The sequence below is a fragment of the Labilithrix sp. genome (genome assembly GCA_019637155.1).
GTDB lineage: Bacteria > Myxococcota_A > Polyangia > Polyangiales > Polyangiaceae > Labilithrix.
Genome location: JAHBWE010000001.1, coordinates 239315 through 256795 on the forward strand (window position 1 = coordinate 239315; position 17481 = coordinate 256795).

Here is a 17481-nt window from a genome sequence, read left to right on the forward strand (position 1 = left end):
TGATCCGATGACGTCCCTCGCCGTCTACGAAGGACTGCTCGTCGCCGTCGTCGGCGAACGCCTCGTCGAGCTGGTGCTCTCGAAGCGCCACGCCGAAGCGATCCTCGCGCGCGGCGGCGTCGAGCGCGGTCAGGGGCACTACCCGTTCATGGTCGCGCTCCACACCGCGTTCCTCGCGGGCTGCGTCCTCGAGCCATGGCTCTTCGCGCGGCCGTTCGTCCCTGCGCTCGGCGTCCCGATGCTCGTGCTCGCGCTCGCGGCGCAGGGGATCCGCTGGTGGGCGATCGCGACCCTCGGCGTGCACTGGAACACGCGCGTGATCGTGCTCCCCGGCGCGCGGCGCATCGGCGGCGGGCCGTATCGCTTCTTCGCGCATCCGAACTACGTCGCGGTCGTGCTCGAGGGGATCGCGCTGCCGCTCGTGCACATGGCGTGGGTCACCGCCGCGGTCTTCACGCTCCTCAACGCGTGGCTCCTCACCGTGCGCGTCCGCGCCGAGAACGCCGCCCTCGCGACGATGAGGGCGGCGTGAGCGACGACTTCGACTTCGACGTCGTCGTCGCCGGCGGCGGACCGGCGGGGCTCGCCGCCGCGATCCACGCCGCGCACGCCGGCCTCCGCGTGCTCGTCGTCGATCCGCACGGCCCCGCGTCGATCGACAAGGCGTGTGGCGAAGGGATCATGCCGGGCGGCGTCGACGCGCTCCGGCGCCTGGGCGTGCGCCCGGAGGGGCGGCCATTCGTCGGCATTCGCTACGCGCTCGCCGCCGATCCGGCGTGCGAGGCGTTCGGGAACTTCCCGATCGGGAGCGGCCTCGGCGTGCGGCGCACGGCGCTCTCGGGCGCGCTCCTCGATCGCGCGGCGATGGCGGGCGTGCGTTTCCGCGAGGGGCGCGTCGCGGGCTTCACGCAGGAGGGGGACGAGGTCACGCTCGCGGACGGGACGCGGGCGCGCTGGCTGATCGCGGCGGACGGCCTGCGCTCTCCGATCCGTCGCGCGCTGAAGCTCTCGGCGCCGCCGCGACACGCGCCGCGGTTCGGGCTTCGCCGTCACTACGCGATGAGCCCGTGGACGATGCACGTCGAGGTGCACCTCGCGGCGGACGCGGAGGCGTACGTCACGCCGGTCGCGGACGATCTCGTCGGCGTCGCGATCCTGTTCGGCGGCGCGATCGGGGGCGCCGATCCCTCGCTCGAGCATGGAGCCGGGCGCGGCGTCGAGCTCCCGCCCGAGCACGGGGCCGGGGCGCGCTACGACGCGCTCTTGCGCCGCTTCCCCGCGCTCTCGGCGCGGCTCGCGGGGGCGGAGGCCGCGTCGGCGGTGCGCGGCGCGGGTCCGTTCGAGCAGCGTGTCTCGCGGCGCGTCGCCGGCAACGTGCTCCTCGTCGGCGACGCGGCGGGCTACCTCGATCCGCTCACGGGCGAGGGCGTCGCGCTCGGCCTCGCGACGGCGGAGGCGGCGGTCGACGCGATACGCGCCGACGATCCCGCGAGCTACGACGCGCGCTACGACGCGATCACGCATCGCTACTTCACGCTCACGTCCGCGCTCCTCGCCGTGGTCCGCCGTCCCGCGCTGCATCGCCCGCTCATCCGCGCCGCGCGCGCGTGGCCGAGCATGTTCGACCGCGTGCTCGGGGTCCTCGCGCATCTCCGCGCCGACGGGGAGACGCCGGTGGGTCCGCTCTTGCCCGAGGCGCCGTACGTCTAAACACGTCTAAACACCGATCGTGATCCGCGCGGGGCTCCTCGGCTGGGGTGCTTGGTCGCTGCCCGCGCTTCTACTAGCGGTAGCGTGCCCAGTCGATGGCGAGCTTGCGCATCTTGCCGCGGAGGGTGTGCGGGTTGAGGCCGAGGAGCGCGGCCGCGCCGGCGGGGCCTTCGATGCGTCCGCGCGTGCGCTCGAGCGCCTTGCCGATGTGCGCCCGCATCGCGTCCGCCAGCGTGGGGAAGGCGTCGGCGCGCGGGGCGACCGAGACGACGGAGGACTCGATCGCGGGCAGCGGATCGCCGAGCGCGCCCGCGAGGTCGAGGCGGAGGCCGCCGCCGAGGATGGCGGCGCGCTCGACGACGGCGGCGAGCTCGCGCACGTTGCCGGGCCACGTGTAGCGCTGGAGCGCCGCGATCTCGGCCTCGGTCGGGACGAGCGGCACGCCGGTGAGGCGGAGGCCGGAGCGCCGCGCGAAATGAGCGGCGAGGGCAGGGATGTCGTACGGCCGATCGCGGAGCGGCGGGATCCGCACCGCGAAGACGCCGATGCGGTACCAGAGGTCCTCGCGGAAGGCGCCCGCCGCGCACATCGCGCGGAGATCGCGATGGGTGGCGGTGACGATGCGCACCGAGACCTCGAGCGTCTTGCTCCCGCCGACGCGCTGGAGCGTGCCCTCCTGGAGCACGCGGAGGAGGCGCACCTGCGCCGCGAGCGGGAGCTCCGCGATCTCGTCGAGGAAGAGCGTGCCGCCGTCGGCGCGCTCGAACCAGCCCTGGCGCGAGCTCGTCGCGCCGGTGAAGCTGCCGCGCTCGTGGCCGAAGAGCTCCGAGTCGACGAGGTCCTTCGGGATCGCGCCGCAGTTGACGCGGATCATCGGCCCGCGCGCGCGCCGCGATCGAACGTGGAGGACGCGGGCGATGAGCTCCTTCCCCGATCCGGTCTCCCCTTCGAGGAGGACGGGCGCCTCCGTCGGCGCGACCTGCTCGATGCGCTCGATGACGGAGCGGAGCCCGGTCGCCGCTCCTACGACGGGATCGTCATCAAACTGAACGGCTCCGCCGTCGATCTCGACGGGCGCGGCCAGCGCCGGTGCTGGCCGCGCCCCCGCCAGATGCGGTCGAAACGGCATTTCTGCGGGGATCCTCGAGCTGGCACTACGCGTGCTTACGGCGGACATATGTTCAATATAACGGACGCCGGTCTTGGAAACAAGACGGTGGCCCTCCTCTTTGGCGCCGGGGTCCTCCTCGTCGCCTCGCCTGCGCGGGCGGACGGCAACTGCAAGGACAAGCCGGCGCCGATCTACGGCATCGGCGGGAGCGCGACGAAGCCGCTCTTCGGGAAGGTCGGCGCCGCGCTCGCGGCGGCGTCGCCGCGGACGCTCGTCTACCAAGCGCCCGGCGCGTGCGTCGGCATCAACGGCTTGCTCGGCGACACGAAGCTGACGGGGACGGCGAGCTACTGGGACGCCGACGGCAAGGAGCAGACCTGCACGCTCGACGTGCCGACGACGATCGACTTCGTCAGCATGGGCAACAGCGCGACGTCGTGTCCCGGCGTCGCCGCGCTGCCGGCCGACGTCGGCGACTTCGAGGGCCCCGTCAACGCGTACACGCTGATCGCGCCGGTGGCGTCGAGCCAGACGTCGATCAGCCGCGAGGCGGCGTACTTCGCGTTCGGGTTCGGCCAGCAGGGGCAGGCCGCGCCGTGGGTGGACGAGTCGCAGATCTACCGGCGCGATCCCAACGCCGCGGTGCAGCTCTTCCTCTCGATCGCGACCGGCGTCCCGGTCGAGAAGTTCAAGGGCATCGACACGAAGACGAACAGCGGCACCGTCACCGCGGTCGCGCAGTCGCCCAAGCCGGAGGCGGCGATCGGCGTCGTCTCGGGCGAGGTCGCGGACGCGAACCGGGCGACGGTGAAGATCCTCGCTTACCAGCACGCGGGGCAGCGCTGCGGGTTCTGGCCCGACTCGAGCCCGACCGCGTTCGACAAGAAGAGCGTCCGCAACGGCCAGTACTGGATGTGGGCGCCGCTCCACTTCTTCGCCAAAGTGGACGCGCAGAAGAAGATCGTGAACGCCGCGGCGGCGGACTTCATCGGCCTCTTTACGGGCGCGACGGCGCCGCCGGCGAACGTCGACATGCTCTCGATCGAGACGAAGTCCGGCACCGTCCCGCGCTGCGCGATGAACGTCTGGCGCGACGGCGACCTCGGCGACATCCGCCGCGAGGCCCCAGAAAAACCGTGCGGCTGCGCCTTCGAGAACATCGCGACGGGCACGACCACGTGCACCGCGTGCACCACCGACGCCCAGTGCGGCACGAGCACCCCAACCTGCCGCTTCGGCTTCTGCGAGGCCCGATGAGCACGCGCGATCGTCTCACCGCAGGCTCAGCCGCGGCCGCGGGCTCGGCGGGTCCGACGGGCGTGGGCAGCCGCGCGGCGGGCGCGGGTAGGCGCGTGGCCGGTCGATGGCGCGATGTGCTCGTCCTCGTGCTGTCGTTCGTGCCGGTTGGGTTTGCTTGCTCGAACGCGCAGGAGTCGGCGCCGTCGCGTACGGTCGGGGTCGCCGGCACCTCGACGAGCGGCGGCGCGGCGGACGGCGGCGACGTCGACGCCGACGTCGATCCTTCGTGCCTCGGCGCGGAGGGCTGCTTCACGTGCGAGCCGACGCGCACGATCGATCTCCTCAACGCGTGCACCGACGGCCAATGCGCGCCGTTCGACAACGCGGCGCGGCTCCCGCTCTTCGTTCCCGGTCAGGCGCTCCCGCCCGTCCTGTGATCCGTGGGCCTCGTCCTTCCCATCGTCCTCCTCCTCCAGGCTATTTCTGGCCGGCCTGCGGAGGATGACCTCGAGGTGCCGGCGGTCCTGACTCAGCCGCCGGCCCTCGAGCCCCAGGTGACGCCGGTGCAGGCTCCACAAGCTCCTGTGGAGCCCGCACCGGCGCCGCCGCCTTCTCCTCCTCCTTCGCCCCCGCCCCCCGACGTCGTCACCGGCCGCCCGGAGCCGTCGCTCACGGGCGGGCTGACGGGACCGCTCGGGCTCGTCATATCGGGATATGTCCAAGGCCAATACCAAACGAGCGCGGCGTCGGAGGACCAGCTCCAGCAAGGCGGATTGCCTCTCAACGAGGACCGCTTCCTCGTCCGCCGCGCGCGTATTCGCGTCGATCGAGCGTGGAAATGGGCCGCGACGGCGATCGAGATCGACGGCAATACGACCCGCGGCCCGACGTTCGGCCTCCGCCGCGCCGAGGTCGCCTTCGTATGGCGCAATCCGGAGGCGAACGCGCCGCCGTACTTGAGAGTCACGGCCGGGTTGTCCGAAATCCCATTTGGTTACGAGATCACCGACTCGCCACGAGCGCGCTGGTTCATGGAGCGATCCGCCGGCGGCCTCGCGCTGTTCCCCGGGGAGCCCGACCTCGGCGTCCGCGTCTCCGGCGGGGTCGGGTTCTTTCGCTACTCCGTCGCGGCGCAGAACGGCGAGCCGCTCGACGATCGACCCGGCCGCGCGAACCGCGAGCTCAACGCGGCGAAGGACCTCGTCGGTCGCGTCGGCGTCGATACGGCGGTGGGCTCGCGCCTGCGCGTGAGCGGCGGCGCGTCGTTCCTCACCGGCGAAGGGTTCCACGCCGGCAACGACGCGACGAAGAACGCGACGCTCTGGCGCGACCTCAACGAGAACGGCCAGATCGACAACGGCGAGATCACGGCCGTGCCCGCCACCGCCGCGACGCCGTCGCTGACCTTCTCGCGCTGGGCCTTCGGCGTCGACCTCCAGCTCGCGTTCGAGACGCGCTTCGGCAAGTCGCGCCTCTACGGCGAGGTCTTCGTCGCGCAGAACGCGGATCGTGGCCTCTTCGGCGCCGATCCGATCGCGACCGGCACCGACGCGCGCGAGCTCGGCTGGTACGTCGCGTTCGTGCAGGACGTCACGCGCTGGGGCGTCGTCGGCTTCCGCGCCGACTACTACGACCCGAACGCCGACTTCTTCGACGAGCGCGGCGGGAAGCTCATCCCCGCGAGCGCAGCGATCCGCACGTACTCGCCGCTCGTCGGCCTCGTGCTGCCCGATCGCCTCCGGCTCCTCGTGCAGTACGACGCGATCGTCGACAACCTCGCGCGCGACGCGCAGGGCGTCCCGACCGATCTGAAGAACGACCAGCTCACGCTCCGCCTGCAAGGAGAGCTGTGATGCGGCGGTGGGCCCTCGCGCTCCTGATCGCGTGCTCCGGCGTCGAGGCGCGGAGCGGGCTCGACGAGCCGCTCCAGGTCCGCGGCGGGAGCTTCAAGTCGGGCGCGCTGCCGGGCGGGGCCGAGCGGCCGGAGGTGACCGCGATCGAGTCGGCGAGCCTCGTCCTCCGTCCCGGGCAGACGGAGAAGGCCGTGCTCGGGCGGACCTCCACCGACGCCGCCGCGGTCGCCGTCCGTTTTGCCGATTTGGGGACCGGCTATTGGGTAATTCCGGTCGGCGGGCCGGACCCCTCCAACGGCGGAGAGCTCGAGTGGGCGGTCTCGCTCTCGTTCGGACCGGACGTCCCGCCGGGGCCGCACGAGCTGCTGGTGGTCGCGATCGACGCGGCGGGGAACGCGGGGGCCCAGCGCGGACTGCCGACTTGTGTCGCCTCGGCGATACCGGACAACGACGTCGCTTGCGATCCGAATGCCAAGTTGCCGGCGGCGGTCGTCTCCTTGACGTGGGACACGCCGGCGGATCTGGACCTCGTCGTCGTGGCTCCGGACGGCACGCTGCTCTCCGCCAAGCGGCCGCGGAACGGCGATCCTGACGCCGGCGCCGGCACGATCACGCGCGACTCGAACGCCGCCTGCCTCCTGGATCACGTTCACCGTGAAGACCTGGTGTTCCAGGTCCCTCCGCCGGCGGGCTCGTACCTCGTCTACGCGAGCCTCTTCGACGCGTGCGGTCGCGCGCCGGTGCACTTCCGCGTGTCGGTCAAGCAGGGGCCGGACGTGACCCTCACCCGTGAAGGGACGTTGCTCGGCGTCGACGCCAACGGGGGCGCGACGCTCGGGACGTTCGTGACGGAGCTGTCGTTCGAATGAAGGAGCAAAGCCATGATCGTTGACCGTCTCCTCAAGGTCGCCCTCGCCGGAAGCACGTGGGTGCTCTGGCTCCTCCTCGCGCTCTCGGTCGTGTCGTTCGCCGCGATGCTCGAGCGCTGGCTCTTCTTCCGCCGCCATCGCGACGACGTGGGCTCGCTCCGCGCGCGGGTCGGCAAGGCGCTCGCGCGCGGCGACGTCGACGGCGCGGAGGCGGCGCTCTCGAAGAGCCCGAGCATCGAGGCGCGGGTGGTGCGCTCGGCGTTCGCGTTCCGCCGCGGCGGCCCGGAGGCGATCGCGGACGCGGTCGACAGCGAGCTCGGCGTGGCGCGGAAGGAGCTCGAGCGCGGCACCAACCTGCTCGGCACGCTCGGCAACAACGCGCCGTTCATCGGCCTCTTCGGCACCGTCCTCGGCGTCATCGAGGCGTTCCATCAGCTCGCGGGCGGCGCGGCGAAGGCCGCGATGGGCAACGTCATGAGCGGCATCGCGGAGGCGCTCGTCGCGACCGGCGTCGGCCTCTTCGTCGCGCTCCCCGCCGTCGTCGCGTACAACGTGGCGCAGAAGCGGATCTCCGAGATCGAGAGCGACGCGATCTCGCTCTCCAAGCTCGTCACCGCCGCGCTGCGGGCGCCCTCCGCCGGCGCCGCGGAGGCCGAATAATGGCCGGCACCGCGGCGGGCCGGCGCGGGCCCATCGTCGGCATCAACGTGACGCCGATGGTCGACGTCGTCCTCGTCCTCCTCGTCATCATGATGGTGTCGGCGACGTACATCGTCGCGCAGAGCCTCAAAGTGGAATTGCCGAAGACGGCGTCCTCCGACGAGGCCGCGCCGCAGACGGCGGCGGTCACGCTGACGAAGGACGGAAAGACGCTCTACAACGAAGAAGAGATCGCGGAGCCGGCGCTGATCGAGAAGCTGCGCGCCGCCCACGGCGCGAACGCGGACCTGAGCCTCGTCGTGAGCGCCGACCAGGAGGTCCATCACGGCGCGGTCGTCCACGTGATCGACATCGCGAAGGTCGAAGGTATTTCGAAGTTCGCGATCCACGTCGAGCGCTCGAAGTAGCCGTGCTCACCCGCGCCGGGATCCTCTACCTCGCGAGCTTCGCCGCCCACGGCGCGCTCGCGGTCGGCATCGTGTCGCTCAAGGGCGAGCGGCGCTACGAGGACGTCGCGATCTCGATCGTGGAGCCGGCGAAGAAGGAGGCCGCGCCGCCGCCGGAGACGCCTCCGCCGCCCGCCCCGCCGCCGGAAGATGCGCCGGCGCCGAGGAAGGCGAAGCTTGCCGCGCGCGCCGCGGAGCCTGCCGCTCCTTTGCCCGAAGCCGCGCCCGCGACGGCGGGCGACGCGGTCCCGGACTTCGGGCTCTCGCTCGGCGGCGGCGGCGCGGGCCCCGGCCTCGCGGTGCGCGCCGCTGCTCCCGCCCCCGTCGCGGCTTCGGCTTCGGCCCCGCCGGTCCACCGCGTCCTCGCGGCGGCGCCGGCGCCGGCCGAGACGTGCGACGAAGCCCCGAAAAAACCGAAGCCGATCGCGATCGCGCAGCCGGCCTACACCGCCGAGGCGCGCGCCGCGAACGTCGCGGGGAAGGTGCGCGTCGAGATCACGGTCGACGCGACGGGCAAGGTGACGAGCGTGCGCGTCCTCGAGGGGCTCGGGTACGGCCTCGACGAGGCGGCGTTGGCGGCGGCGCGGGCGGCGACGTTCGAGCCGGGGACGAAGTGCGGGAAGCCGGCGACCGCCACGTTCACCGTCGCGATGCGGTTCACGCTCTGAGCGATCGATGCGCCGTCGCTCCGCCACGCTCGCGGTCGCGCTCGCGCTCCTCGCGCCGGCGACCGCGTCCGCGCAGAAGCTGACGAAGCCCCCGCGCCTCGTGCAGCTCGCCGAGGCGGCGAACCCGGAGAAGCGCGCGGCGGAGGTGGTGCTCCGGATCACGATCGGCGCGACGGGCCGGGTCGAGGCGGCGGAGGTGGTGGAGTCGGCGGGTCCCGTCCTCGACGCGGCGGCGCTCGCGGCGATCCGCGACTCCGTCTTCGAGCCCGCCGAGATCGACGGCAAACCGTCGCCGATCAAGTTGCTATTTCGTTATGCCTTCACGATCGCGGAGGAGGCGCCGACGACCGCGACCTTCGAGGGGATCGTCCGCGATCGCGCCACGCGTAAACCCATTGGCGGCGTCGAAATCGAGGTCGGAGGCCTCTCCGCTTCGACCGACGATAGTGGCCATTTCTCGCTCACCGGCGTCGCGCCGGGCAAACAAGCCATTACGCTCTCGGGCGCGGGGTTGACCGCGCTCCGGACGGAGGAGACCTTCGAGGCGGGGAAGAAGCTCGAGGCGGTCTACGACGTCGCGGCGCCGGCGGCGGCCGGCGACGCGGCGGGGGACGGGGACGACCTCGAGATCGTCGTCACCGCGCCGGCGCTCGAGAAGCACGTCGTCGCGACGGAGGTGACGGCGGAGGAGGGGCGCCGCCTCCCCGGCACGCAGGGTGACGTGCTGAAGGTGATCGAGAGCATGCCCGGCGTCGCGCGCGCGCAGGTCGGCTCGGGCGCGCTCGTGGTGTGGGGCGCGGCGCCGGAGGACACGCGCGTCTACGTCGACGGCGTGCGCGTCCCGCGCCTCTACCACGGCGGCGGCCTGCGCTCCGTCGTCGCGACCGATCTCGTCGAGTCGGTCGAGCTCGCGCCGGGGGGCTACGGCGCCGCGTTCGGCCGCGGCCTCGGCGGCCTCGTGACGGTGCGGACGCGGCGCCTCACCGAGCCGCGCCTCCACGCGAGCGCGGGCGTCGACCTCCTCGACGCGTCCGCCGCGCTGCGCGCCCCGATCGGCGAGCGGCTCCACGTCGCGATCGCGGCGCGCCGGAGCCACCTCGACGCGGTGCTGAACCCGATCACCGGCGGCGACGCGAAGGACTTCTTCCCGATCCCCCGCTACGAGGACGCGCAGGCGCGCGTCGCCTACGAGGTCGCGAAGGACGAGCGGGTCGAGGTCACGTGGCTCCACTCGAGCGACGACGTCGAGCGCGTCGCGACGAGCACCGATCCGCTCCTCCGCAAGCTCGATCGCCGCGTGCTCGCGTTCGAGCGCGTCTACGCGCGCTGGGAGCGCGGCGGCGCGAGCGTGGTCCCGTGGTTCGGCCTCGACCGCGCGCGGCGCGAGGACCGCTTCGGCGAGGTGCCCGCCTTCTCGCGCCAGGACACGACGCTCTACGGCCTCCGCGCCTCCTATCGCGGATCGATCGCGAAAGACGTCTCCGTCGCGGTGGGCCTCGACGCCGAGGTCGACGACGCCCGCCTGACGCGCAGCGGCTCGATCACCACCCCGCCGCGCGAGGGCGATCTCCGCGTCTTCGGTCAGGCGCCGGCCGATCGCGTGAACGCCGATCGATGGAAGGTCGTGACCGCGGGGATCGCGCCCTATTCGGAGTTCGATATTGGCCTGTTCGGCGGGCGCGTCCACGTCGCGCCGGGCCTCCGCTTCGATCCCTACTTCGTGAGCGTGAGCCGCAAGACCCCGGCGGTGGGCGACACGCCGGGGCTCGGCGCGTTTCGCCAGGGCGCCGCGCTCGAGCCCCGGCTCGCGGTGCGATGGCAAGCGGAGCCGCGCCTCCTGCTCCGCGCGGCGTATGGCCGATATCACCAGCTCCCCGCGGCGGAGGACCTCTCGTCGGTGTTCGGCAATCCGGCGTTGCCGGCGGCGGGAGGCGACCATTTCGTCCTCGGCGGAGCCTTCAAGGTATTTCCCAAAACGGCGCTCGAGACGACCTCGTTCCTCACGCTGTCGTCCGATCTCTCGATGCGCAACCCCGCCGCCGCGCCGCTCCTCGCGGAGGCGCTCCTCCCGGTCGGCGACGGCCGCGCGTACGGCGTGCAGACGCTGCTGCGCCAAGAGCTCTCGCGCCGCGTCGCGGGCTGGGTGAGCTACGCCGTCACGCGCAGCGAGCGCCGCGACACGCCGGCCGGCGCGTGGCGCCCCTCGGACTATGACCAGACCCACGTGCTCTCCGCGGTGGGCCGCGTGGAGCTCGGCAAGGGCTGGGAGGTCGGCGCGCGCGCGCGCTGGTCGAGCGGCTTCGCGCGCACGCGCGTCGGCGCCGCGATCTACGACGCGCGCCGCGACGTCTACGCGCCCCTCTTCGACCCGAAGAACCGCGATCGTCTCCCGGCGTTCTTCCAGCTCGACCTCCGCGGTAGCAAGCGCTGGACCCTCGGCGCCGCGGGCGCGCTCGAGGCCTACCTCGAGGTCCAGAACGTCACGAACCGCGAGAACCCGGAGGAGGTCGTGTACTCGTCGAGCTACCGCCGCCGCGCCTACGTCACGGGCCTCCCGCTCCTCCCGGTCGCCGGCCTCCGGTGGGAACGATGAGCGCCCCCCGCCCCATCATGATCGCGCCGGCACCGGCTCGCGCGAGTGCGCATGCGGATCGCGTGAGTGGGGGCGTGCTCGTCGGCGTGGTGAGCGTGATGCTGGCCGTGTCGTGCACGCCGGCGCTCGAGGACGACGCGAGCCGCGCCGACGAGCCGCGGGTCCTCGCGGTGCGCGCGGAGCCGGCGGAGGCGCGGCCGGGCGAGAGCGTGACCTTGACCGCGCTCGCGACGGACGGCACCTCCGTCGCGTGGAGCCTCTGCCTCGCGCGGAAGGCGCTCGCGGAGTCCGGCCCCATCGCGAACGAGTGCCTCGTGTACCCGGAGTCGAGCGTCGCGCTCGGCGGCGGGCCCTCCGTGCGCGCGGAGCTGCCGCGCGACGCGTGCCGCAACTTCGGGCCGGACCCTCCCCTCGGCACGAACGGCCGCCCCGCCGATCCCGACGGCACCGGCGGCTATTACCAACCAGGCCTCGCCGCCGGCGCGGCGTTCTCGATTCGTGTCCGCTGCGGCCTCGCGGGCGCCACCCAGGCGCAGGTCGCCGAATTCGAATCGCGATATCGAATCAACGAAAACCCCGAGATCGCGCACGTGCTCGCCGACGGCGTCCTGACCACCGGCGCCCTCCGCGCGCGCCCCGGCGCGCGGCTCAGGCTCCGCGTGACCTGGCCCGCCTCGGCGGCCGAGCCCTACGTGGCGTTCGACCCCGCCGCGCGCACGGTGGTCGACCGCCGCGAGTCCCTCCGCGTCTCGTGGCTCGCGACGGCCGGCACCTTCGCCACGTCACGCACCGGCGTCGACGAGGCCGACCCCGCGACGCAGAGCGAGAACGACTTCACCGTCGCCGGCGACGCCACCCTCTATTTCGTATTGCGCGACTCCCGCGGCGGCGTCGCCTTCCGCGCCCTCCGCGTCATCGTCGATTGACCGCCCCGCCGGCGCGGCGGAGCACGAGCGTCTTGCCGAGGAGCGCGAGGAACGCGGAGTTCGTGACGAGGTAGCGTTTCCAGAGCTTCTTCGGCTCCATCGCGAGGCGCCAGGCCCACTCCATGCCGGCCTCCTGCATGAGGCGGGGCGCGCGCGGGACGAACCCCGCCATCACGTCGAACGCGCCGCCGACGCCGAGCATGCAGGGCGTCGCGATCGCGTCGCGATGCTCCTCGCACCAGATCTCCTTGAACGGCGCCGGCATCCCGACGAGCAAGAGGTCCGCCTTCGACTCGCGGATCGTCTCCGTCACCGCCGGGTAATCCGGCGCCTTGAAGTAGCCATTCCGCGCCCCCGCGATCGTGACGCCCGGATACCGCGCCTCGATCACCTTGACGAGCACGTCGAGCCGCTCCTGCGTCGTGCCGAGCAGGAAGATGCGGAGGCCGCGGCGGTCGCCCTCCTCGAGCAGCCGCCGCATCAGGTCGACGCCCGACACCTTGTGCGGGACCGGGGCGCCGAGCCACTTCGACGTCCACACCAGCGGCTTGCCGTCGACGACGACGAGGTCCGCTTTGTCGATCGCGTCCGCGAGCTTCGGATCCTCTTTGGCCATCATCAAAATGGCCACGTTCACCGTGATGATGTGGTGGCTCTTCCGCTCCGGATCCTCGATCCAGCGAAAGACGAGGTCGACCGTCGCGTCCTCCGTGATCGCGTCGAAGGGGCAGCCGAGGAGGTCGATTCGCTCAGACACGCTTCAATATCTCGACGATGCGTTGGTTGGCTTTCCCGTCGCCGTACGGGTTGTGCGCGCGGCTCATCGACGCGTAGTGGTCATCGTCGTCGAGGAGGCGGAGCGACTCCTCGACGATGCGCTCGCGCTTCGTCCCGATCAGCTTCGCCGTCCCCGCCTCGACCGCCTCCGGCCGCTCCGTGTCGTTGCGCGTGACGAGGCACGGCTTCGCGAGCGACGGGGCCTCTTCTTGCACGCCGCCGCTGTCGGTGACGATGAAATGACACCGCTTCATCAAATAAACGAAAGGCAGGTATTCGACCGGGTCGATGAGGTGGATCCGCCCGCGGAGCTCCGCGTCCGCCGCGGCGAGGATCGCCTTCACCGGCGCCTGCACGTTGGGATTCAGGTGCACCGGATAACAGATCTCGACGTCGGGCCGCGCGCGCACGATGTCGACGAAGGCGTTGCACATGTCCTCGAACGGCTTTCCGAAGTTCTCGCGCCGGTGCCCGGTGATCAGGATGAGACGCCGCTTCGGGTCGAGCATCGAGAACCGCTCGTCCAGCGCCGCGCGCGCGGCCGCGTCGTCGTCGAGCTTCTTCGACACCCAGAGGAGCGCGTCGACGACGGTGTTGCCGGTGACGTGGACGCGCTCCGCCGGCACGTTCTCGGCGAGGAGCGCCGCGCGCGAGCGCTCCGTCGGCGGCAGGTGCAGGTCGGCGATGCGGCCGACGAGCTGCCGGTTCATCTCCTCCGGCCACGGCGAGTACTTGAAGCCGGTGCGGAGCCCCGCCTCCACGTGCGCGACCGACACCTTCTCGTAGAACGCCGCGAGCGCCGCGACGAACGCCGTCGTCGTGTCCCCCTGGACGATGATCCAGTCCGGCCGCCACTCGCGGATCACGCCCGTCATCCCGTCGAGGATGCGCGCCGTCAAATCCGCGAGGCCCTGGTTCGCCTTCATCAGATCGAGGTCGAACCGCGGCTTCACGTCGAAGATGGAGAGCACCTGATCGAGCATCGAACGATGCTGCGCGGTGACGCACACCGCCGCCTCGAATGCCGCATCGGCCTCGAGCGCCTTCGAGAGCAGCGCCATCTTGATCGCCTCGGGCCGCGTGCCGAACACAGAGAGGACGCGCTTCTTCCGCTCGGACATGAAGGCGGCGATGGTAGCGTGCGCGCATGCGCGTCGTCCATCTCACGACCGAGTTCCCGTGGCCGGCGACGAGCGGCGGCCCCGTCCGCACGCTCTCGCAGCTCCGCATCATCGCGTCGCTGCCGGAGGTCACGTCGATCACGCTCCTCTCGGTCCGCGAGACCGACGTGCCGAGCGTCCACGTCGACGCGCTCGCCCACGCCTTCGACGCGGACGGCTCCGCGGGCAAGCTCCTCGTCGAGCCCCCCGTCTTCCACCCGATCCACCTCTTCGACTTCAAGCAATACGTCCCGCGCGTCATTGCGCTCCGTCTCCTCGGCACGCCGTACCTCGCCGGCAAGTGGGACTCGAAGCACCTCCGCCCCAGGCTCCGCGCCGCCCTCACGCGCGATCGCCCCGACGTCGTCTACATCGATCACCTCGGCATGGCGGAGTACCTGCCCGACGTGAAGGCGGTCTGCCCCCGCGCGCGCGTCGTCCTCGATCAGCACAACGTCGAGAGCGACTTCTTCAAGCAGTTCGCCGGCGAGAAGACGGGCCCGAAGAAGCTCGTCGCCCGGGCCGAGCACCGCGCCGCCGCGGCGTTCGAGAAGCACGTCCTCCGCACCGTCGACGCCGTCGTCGCGATCTCGAACGAAGACGCGAAGGTCTTCGCCGACTTCGTCCCCTCCGTGCGCGCGCACGTCGTCCCGGTCGTCATGACCTTCGACGAGAAGCAGCGCCCCCACCCCGGTCGCCCGCACTTCTGCTACGTCGGTAGCCTCCGCTGGAAGCCCAACGTCCTCGGCCTCGATTGGTTCTGCCAAAAGGTCTGGCCCCTCGTCCGCGCGCGCGTCCCGAATGCCACCTTCGAGATCGCCGGCGTCGGCCTGAAACCGGATGACAATGGCAAGTTGCCAATCCCCGAAACCTGGAGAGCCCCCGGCATCGAGACGGTGGGCTTCCTCGAAGACCTCGAGCCCCTCTACGCGCGCTCCCTCGGGATGATCGCCCCCATCACCGGCGGCTCGGGCGTGCGGATGAAGCTCCTCGAGGGCTTCCGCGCCGGCCTCTCCGTCGTCACGACCCCGGACGGAGCTTTCGGATTGCCGCTCACCGACGGCAAGGAGGCACTCATCACGCAGGACCCGGCCGCCTTCGCCGAGCGCGTCGCGCGCATCGTGGACGACGGCGACCTCCGCGCGCGCCTCGTCCAGGCCGGCTACGACTTCCTCGAAACGCACCACTCCCTCCGCGTCGCGCAAGACGTGATGCGCGACGCCCTCGGAGCTCCGATTCCCAAATAGCGACGATCGAGGTGAGCTTCTTCATCGCGTTTTCGACCGACGGCGGCGACTGGTTCGAGCGCCTCGACCCTCCCGCCGGCGCGCGCAAGGAGACCGTCCCGAACCTTCATCTCACGCTCGCGTTCCTCGGCCGCATCCCCGAAGACCTCGCCCGCGCCGCCTTCGAGCGCGTCCGCGCGTGGCCGCCCTTCACCTGGGCCGGAACGGTAGGCCCCATCATCCCGCTCGGCCCGCCGCACAAGCCCTCCGTCCTCGCCGCCACCATCGCCGACAACCGCGCCCCGCTCGCGGCGTTCATGACCGCGCATCGCGACGAGCTCACCGACGCCGTCGGCGCGCCGCGCGAGCAGAAGCCCGCGCTCCCCCACGTCACGGTGGCTCGCTTCCACTGGAAGACGACGCCCGCCGAGCGCGCCGCCGGCGTGGCGTGGGGGCGCGCGACCGATCTCCATGCCCCGCCCATCTCCCTCGGCGAGCTCGCGCTCTACGGACCGGCGCCCGAGCCGCGCGTCCCGCGCTACCGCATCTTCGCTCGAACCGCTGCGCCGCTCGGAGTCAGAGCTGGAAGTCTTTGACGACCGCCATGTGCTGCATGTTCTTCGCGCTGCTGTCGGTCGCCATGACCGGCGCGACGTCGGCGAGCGGCGTGTAGACGCGGCTGTCGAAGACGAGGCCCTTCTCGAAGCTGTTCGCGCCGATGACGGTCGGCACCTGGTGCGGGGCGAGGTTCGGCGAGGCGAGGACCCAGTCGTAGGGCTTGCCGCGCGGCGCGTTCGTGTTGCCGTTGCCGTCCGCGTCGGCGGGCTGCGCGCCCTTGGCGTCGACGATCTCGTCCAGCGTCGTGATGCAGGTCTCGCCGCGCGTGTCGGTGTTGAGGTCGCCGCCGACGATCACGTACTCGCCGTCCTTCACGACCTCCTTCAGCTTCGCGACGAGGTCTCGCGCCGAGTTGTTGCGCGTCGTCGCGTTCGCGGTGAGAAGGTGCACGCTGACCGCCCAGAGATCGCGATCGCCCGGCACGTCGAGCTTCGCGTACACGAAGCCGCGGTCCGGCGCGTCCGGCCAGCGGCCCGACTCGAGGATCGGGAAGCGGCTGACGACGCCGTTCGGGATGTTCAGGCCCGTCCCCGCCTCGCGGTAGTAGTTGTAATCTGCACCGAATGTCTCGGTGACCCAGCCGCGGAGCGCGGCGTCGGACTTGTCGCCGACGTTGAGCTCCTGGACGAGGGCGATGTCCGCGCGGAGCCCCTTGAAGATGCGGCTGCCGGGGCCCTCGTCGTAGGTCGGTCGATCGCCGCTCGTCAGGTTGCCCGCGACGACGCGGACGTTCGCGGCGCTGCCCGGCGGCGAGCCTCCCTCCGTACCGCCGTCCCGCTTCGGCGCGCCGGAGCTCCCGCCCGAGCTGGAGCTGCTCGAGGCGTTGTCGCTCGGAGCGCCCGACGAGCCGCCGGCCGGCGTCGCCGCGCCTCCGTCTCCACACGCGCCGGCGAGGACGACGACGAACGCGAGGCAGACGGCGCGCATCCGCCGATGTTAGCGCAGCTCGGGCCGAAGCAGCTCCGCATCGCCGTCGACGTCGACGCAGCTCGAGCCGTGGCAGAGGAAGAGCGTTCCTCCCGGGCTCACCGCGAAGCTCGTCGGCGGCCACACGCACGGGAGCGGCGGGTCCGCGGACTTCTTGCACGCCGCGATCACCTCCGCCTCGCCCGCGTTCGGCATGAGCACGTCGGCGAGGGTGAGCTCCTCGATCTTGCCGCGGACGACGCGGAGCGTGATCGACTCGTACTTCACGGTCGGCTTCGCCGCGTCGGGCGCGCCCGCGTCCGTCTCGGCGTCGAGCGACGAGCACGTGATGCTGACGAAGCTCGTCTTCGCCGTCTGCGCGTGGCAGTCGATCGCCGCGCCGGTCGCGACGGCGGCCTCCTCGCGCGCCGCGAGCCACTCGCGCAGCTTCGCCTGCATCGCCTGGTCCGGGTGATCGACGCGGATCGATCGCTGGTTCAGCGCGCCGTCGCCGAGCTCCAGCTCCTTCACGTCGAGGACGAGGTCCCCCGCGGCGTCGTACGGCTCCTCCGCGAGCGCGGCCTCCGCCGCCGCGTCGCCCGCCGGGCTCGCCGGATTCTCCTCGTCGCCGCGCCGCGCGATCAGCACCATGACCGCCACGGCGAGCACCACTCCGAGGACGGCGAGAGCAACGCGTTTCACGGCGCCGCCAGCATCGC

Annotated in this window: 18 protein-coding genes; 13 read left to right on the forward strand and 5 right to left on the reverse strand. The window is 72.0% G+C overall.

What is annotated here, in order from left to right; translation table 11 throughout:
• Positions 1–7: 7 nt before the first annotated feature.
• Together KF837_01035 and KF837_01040 are read left to right on the forward strand one after the other, a co-directional pair.
• Complete coding sequence (locus KF837_01035) at positions 8–532, forward strand: hypothetical protein (GenBank protein MBX3225859.1); 525 nt, start codon at positions 8–10, stop codon at positions 530–532.
• The gene (locus tag KF837_01040) at positions 529–1710 is read left to right on the forward strand and encodes an FAD-dependent monooxygenase (GenBank protein ID MBX3225860.1); all 1182 of its coding nucleotides are present in this window, start codon (positions 529–531) and stop codon (positions 1708–1710) included. Before KF837_01035 ends, KF837_01040 begins: the two co-directional genes overlap by 4 nt.
• A gap of 73 nt (positions 1711–1783) precedes the next feature.
• Here KF837_01040 and KF837_01045 read toward each other — a convergent pair whose 3' ends face one another.
• Positions 1784–2839 (reverse strand): sigma-54-dependent Fis family transcriptional regulator, encoded by a 1056-nt coding sequence (locus KF837_01045; GenBank protein MBX3225861.1) that lies wholly within the window; start codon positions 2837–2839, stop codon positions 1784–1786.
• A gap of 87 nt (positions 2840–2926) precedes the next feature.
• Here KF837_01045 and KF837_01050 point away from each other — a divergent pair, with 87 nt between their 5' ends.
• From KF837_01050 to KF837_01090, 9 genes are all read left to right on the forward strand, one after another.
• Positions 2927–4078 carry a hypothetical protein gene (locus KF837_01050; protein ID MBX3225862.1) on the forward strand — a complete coding sequence of 384 codons (1152 nt, stop codon included), beginning with the start codon at positions 2927–2929 and terminating at the stop codon, positions 4076–4078.
• A 95-nt stretch (positions 4079–4173) separates the two neighbouring features.
• Positions 4174–4497, forward strand: a complete 324-nt coding sequence (locus KF837_01055) for a hypothetical protein (protein ID MBX3225863.1) — start codon at positions 4174–4176, stop codon at positions 4495–4497.
• Positions 4498–4500: 3 nt separating this feature from the next.
• Positions 4501–5913 (forward strand): hypothetical protein, encoded by a 1413-nt coding sequence (locus tag KF837_01060; GenBank protein ID MBX3225864.1) that lies wholly within the window; start codon positions 4501–4503, stop codon positions 5911–5913.
• Positions 5913–6782 (forward strand): hypothetical protein, encoded by an 870-nt coding sequence (locus KF837_01065; protein MBX3225865.1) that lies wholly within the window; start codon positions 5913–5915, stop codon positions 6780–6782. Before KF837_01060 ends, KF837_01065 begins: the two co-directional genes overlap by 1 nt.
• A 12-nt stretch (positions 6783–6794) precedes the next feature.
• The gene (locus KF837_01070) at positions 6795–7442 is read left to right on the forward strand and encodes a MotA/TolQ/ExbB proton channel family protein (GenBank protein ID MBX3225866.1); all 648 of its coding nucleotides are present in this window, start codon (positions 6795–6797) and stop codon (positions 7440–7442) included.
• Complete coding sequence (locus KF837_01075) at positions 7442–7849, forward strand: biopolymer transporter ExbD (protein ID MBX3225867.1); 408 nt, start codon at positions 7442–7444, stop codon at positions 7847–7849. Before KF837_01070 ends, KF837_01075 begins: the two co-directional genes overlap by 1 nt.
• Positions 7850–7851: 2 nt before the next feature.
• Positions 7852–8556, forward strand: a complete 705-nt coding sequence (locus tag KF837_01080) for an energy transducer TonB (GenBank protein ID MBX3225868.1) — start codon at positions 7852–7854, stop codon at positions 8554–8556.
• 7 nt (positions 8557–8563) lie between these two features.
• Positions 8564–11149 (forward strand): TonB-dependent receptor, encoded by a 2586-nt coding sequence (locus tag KF837_01085; protein ID MBX3225869.1) that lies wholly within the window; start codon positions 8564–8566, stop codon positions 11147–11149.
• 62 nt (positions 11150–11211) lie between these two features.
• Positions 11212–12075, forward strand: a complete 864-nt coding sequence (locus KF837_01090) for a hypothetical protein (GenBank protein ID MBX3225870.1) — start codon at positions 11212–11214, stop codon at positions 12073–12075.
• On the opposite strand, the gene KF837_01095 is transcribed toward KF837_01090, so the two are convergent.
• A complete protein-coding gene (locus KF837_01095; protein ID MBX3225871.1) occupies positions 12062–12832 on the reverse strand; it encodes a WecB/TagA/CpsF family glycosyltransferase in 771 nt (256 codons plus the stop codon). The two genes, KF837_01090 and KF837_01095, sit on opposite strands and share 14 nt — an antisense overlap.
• A complete protein-coding gene (wecB, locus tag KF837_01100) occupies positions 12825–13973 on the reverse strand; it encodes a UDP-N-acetylglucosamine 2-epimerase (non-hydrolyzing) (GenBank protein MBX3225872.1) in 1149 nt (382 codons plus the stop codon). The genes KF837_01095 and wecB overlap by 8 nt, the downstream gene beginning before the upstream one ends.
• A 26-nt stretch (positions 13974–13999) precedes the next feature.
• Here wecB and KF837_01105 point away from each other — a divergent pair, with 26 nt between their 5' ends.
• Both KF837_01105 and KF837_01110 read left to right on the forward strand, forming a co-directional pair.
• Positions 14000–15259 (forward strand): glycosyltransferase, encoded by a 1260-nt coding sequence (locus KF837_01105; GenBank protein MBX3225873.1) that lies wholly within the window; start codon positions 14000–14002, stop codon positions 15257–15259.
• Positions 15260–15270: 11 nt separating this feature from the next.
• The gene (locus KF837_01110; protein ID MBX3225874.1) at positions 15271–15834 is read left to right on the forward strand and encodes a hypothetical protein; all 564 of its coding nucleotides are present in this window, start codon (positions 15271–15273) and stop codon (positions 15832–15834) included.
• On the opposite strand, the gene KF837_01115 is transcribed toward KF837_01110, so the two are convergent.
• Complete coding sequence (locus KF837_01115) at positions 15815–16783, reverse strand: endonuclease/exonuclease/phosphatase family protein (GenBank protein MBX3225875.1); 969 nt, start codon at positions 16781–16783, stop codon at positions 15815–15817. The genes KF837_01110 and KF837_01115 overlap by 20 nt on opposite strands.
• Before the next feature lie 9 nt (positions 16784–16792).
• Complete coding sequence (locus KF837_01120; protein MBX3225876.1) at positions 16793–17464, reverse strand: hypothetical protein; 672 nt, start codon at positions 17462–17464, stop codon at positions 16793–16795.
• Positions 17465–17481 lie beyond the last annotated feature (17 nt).

What these genes read in the sequence shown, in the direction of transcription:
- KF837_01045 (MBX3225861.1), bottom strand. Translation starts at nt 2,839, where the DNA reads ATGCCGTTTCGACCGCATCTGGCGGGGGCGCGGCCAGCACCGGCGCTG.
- KF837_01115 (MBX3225875.1), bottom strand. Translation starts at nt 16,783, where the DNA reads ATGCGCGCCGTCTGCCTCGCGTTCGTCGTCGTCCTCGCCGGCGCGTGT.
- KF837_01105 (MBX3225873.1), top strand. Translation starts at nt 14,000, where the DNA reads ATGCGCGTCGTCCATCTCACGACCGAGTTCCCGTGGCCGGCGACGAGC.
- KF837_01085 (MBX3225869.1), top strand. Translation starts at nt 8,564, where the DNA reads ATGCGCCGTCGCTCCGCCACGCTCGCGGTCGCGCTCGCGCTCCTCGCG.
- KF837_01035 (MBX3225859.1), top strand. Translation starts at nt 8, where the DNA reads ATGACGTCCCTCGCCGTCTACGAAGGACTGCTCGTCGCCGTCGTCGGC.
- KF837_01065 (MBX3225865.1), top strand. Translation starts at nt 5,913, where the DNA reads ATGCGGCGGTGGGCCCTCGCGCTCCTGATCGCGTGCTCCGGCGTCGAG.
- KF837_01070 (MBX3225866.1), top strand. Translation starts at nt 6,795, where the DNA reads ATGATCGTTGACCGTCTCCTCAAGGTCGCCCTCGCCGGAAGCACGTGG.
- wecB (MBX3225872.1), bottom strand. Translation starts at nt 13,973, where the DNA reads ATGTCCGAGCGGAAGAAGCGCGTCCTCTCTGTGTTCGGCACGCGGCCC.
- KF837_01075 (MBX3225867.1), top strand. Translation starts at nt 7,442, where the DNA reads ATGGCCGGCACCGCGGCGGGCCGGCGCGGGCCCATCGTCGGCATCAAC.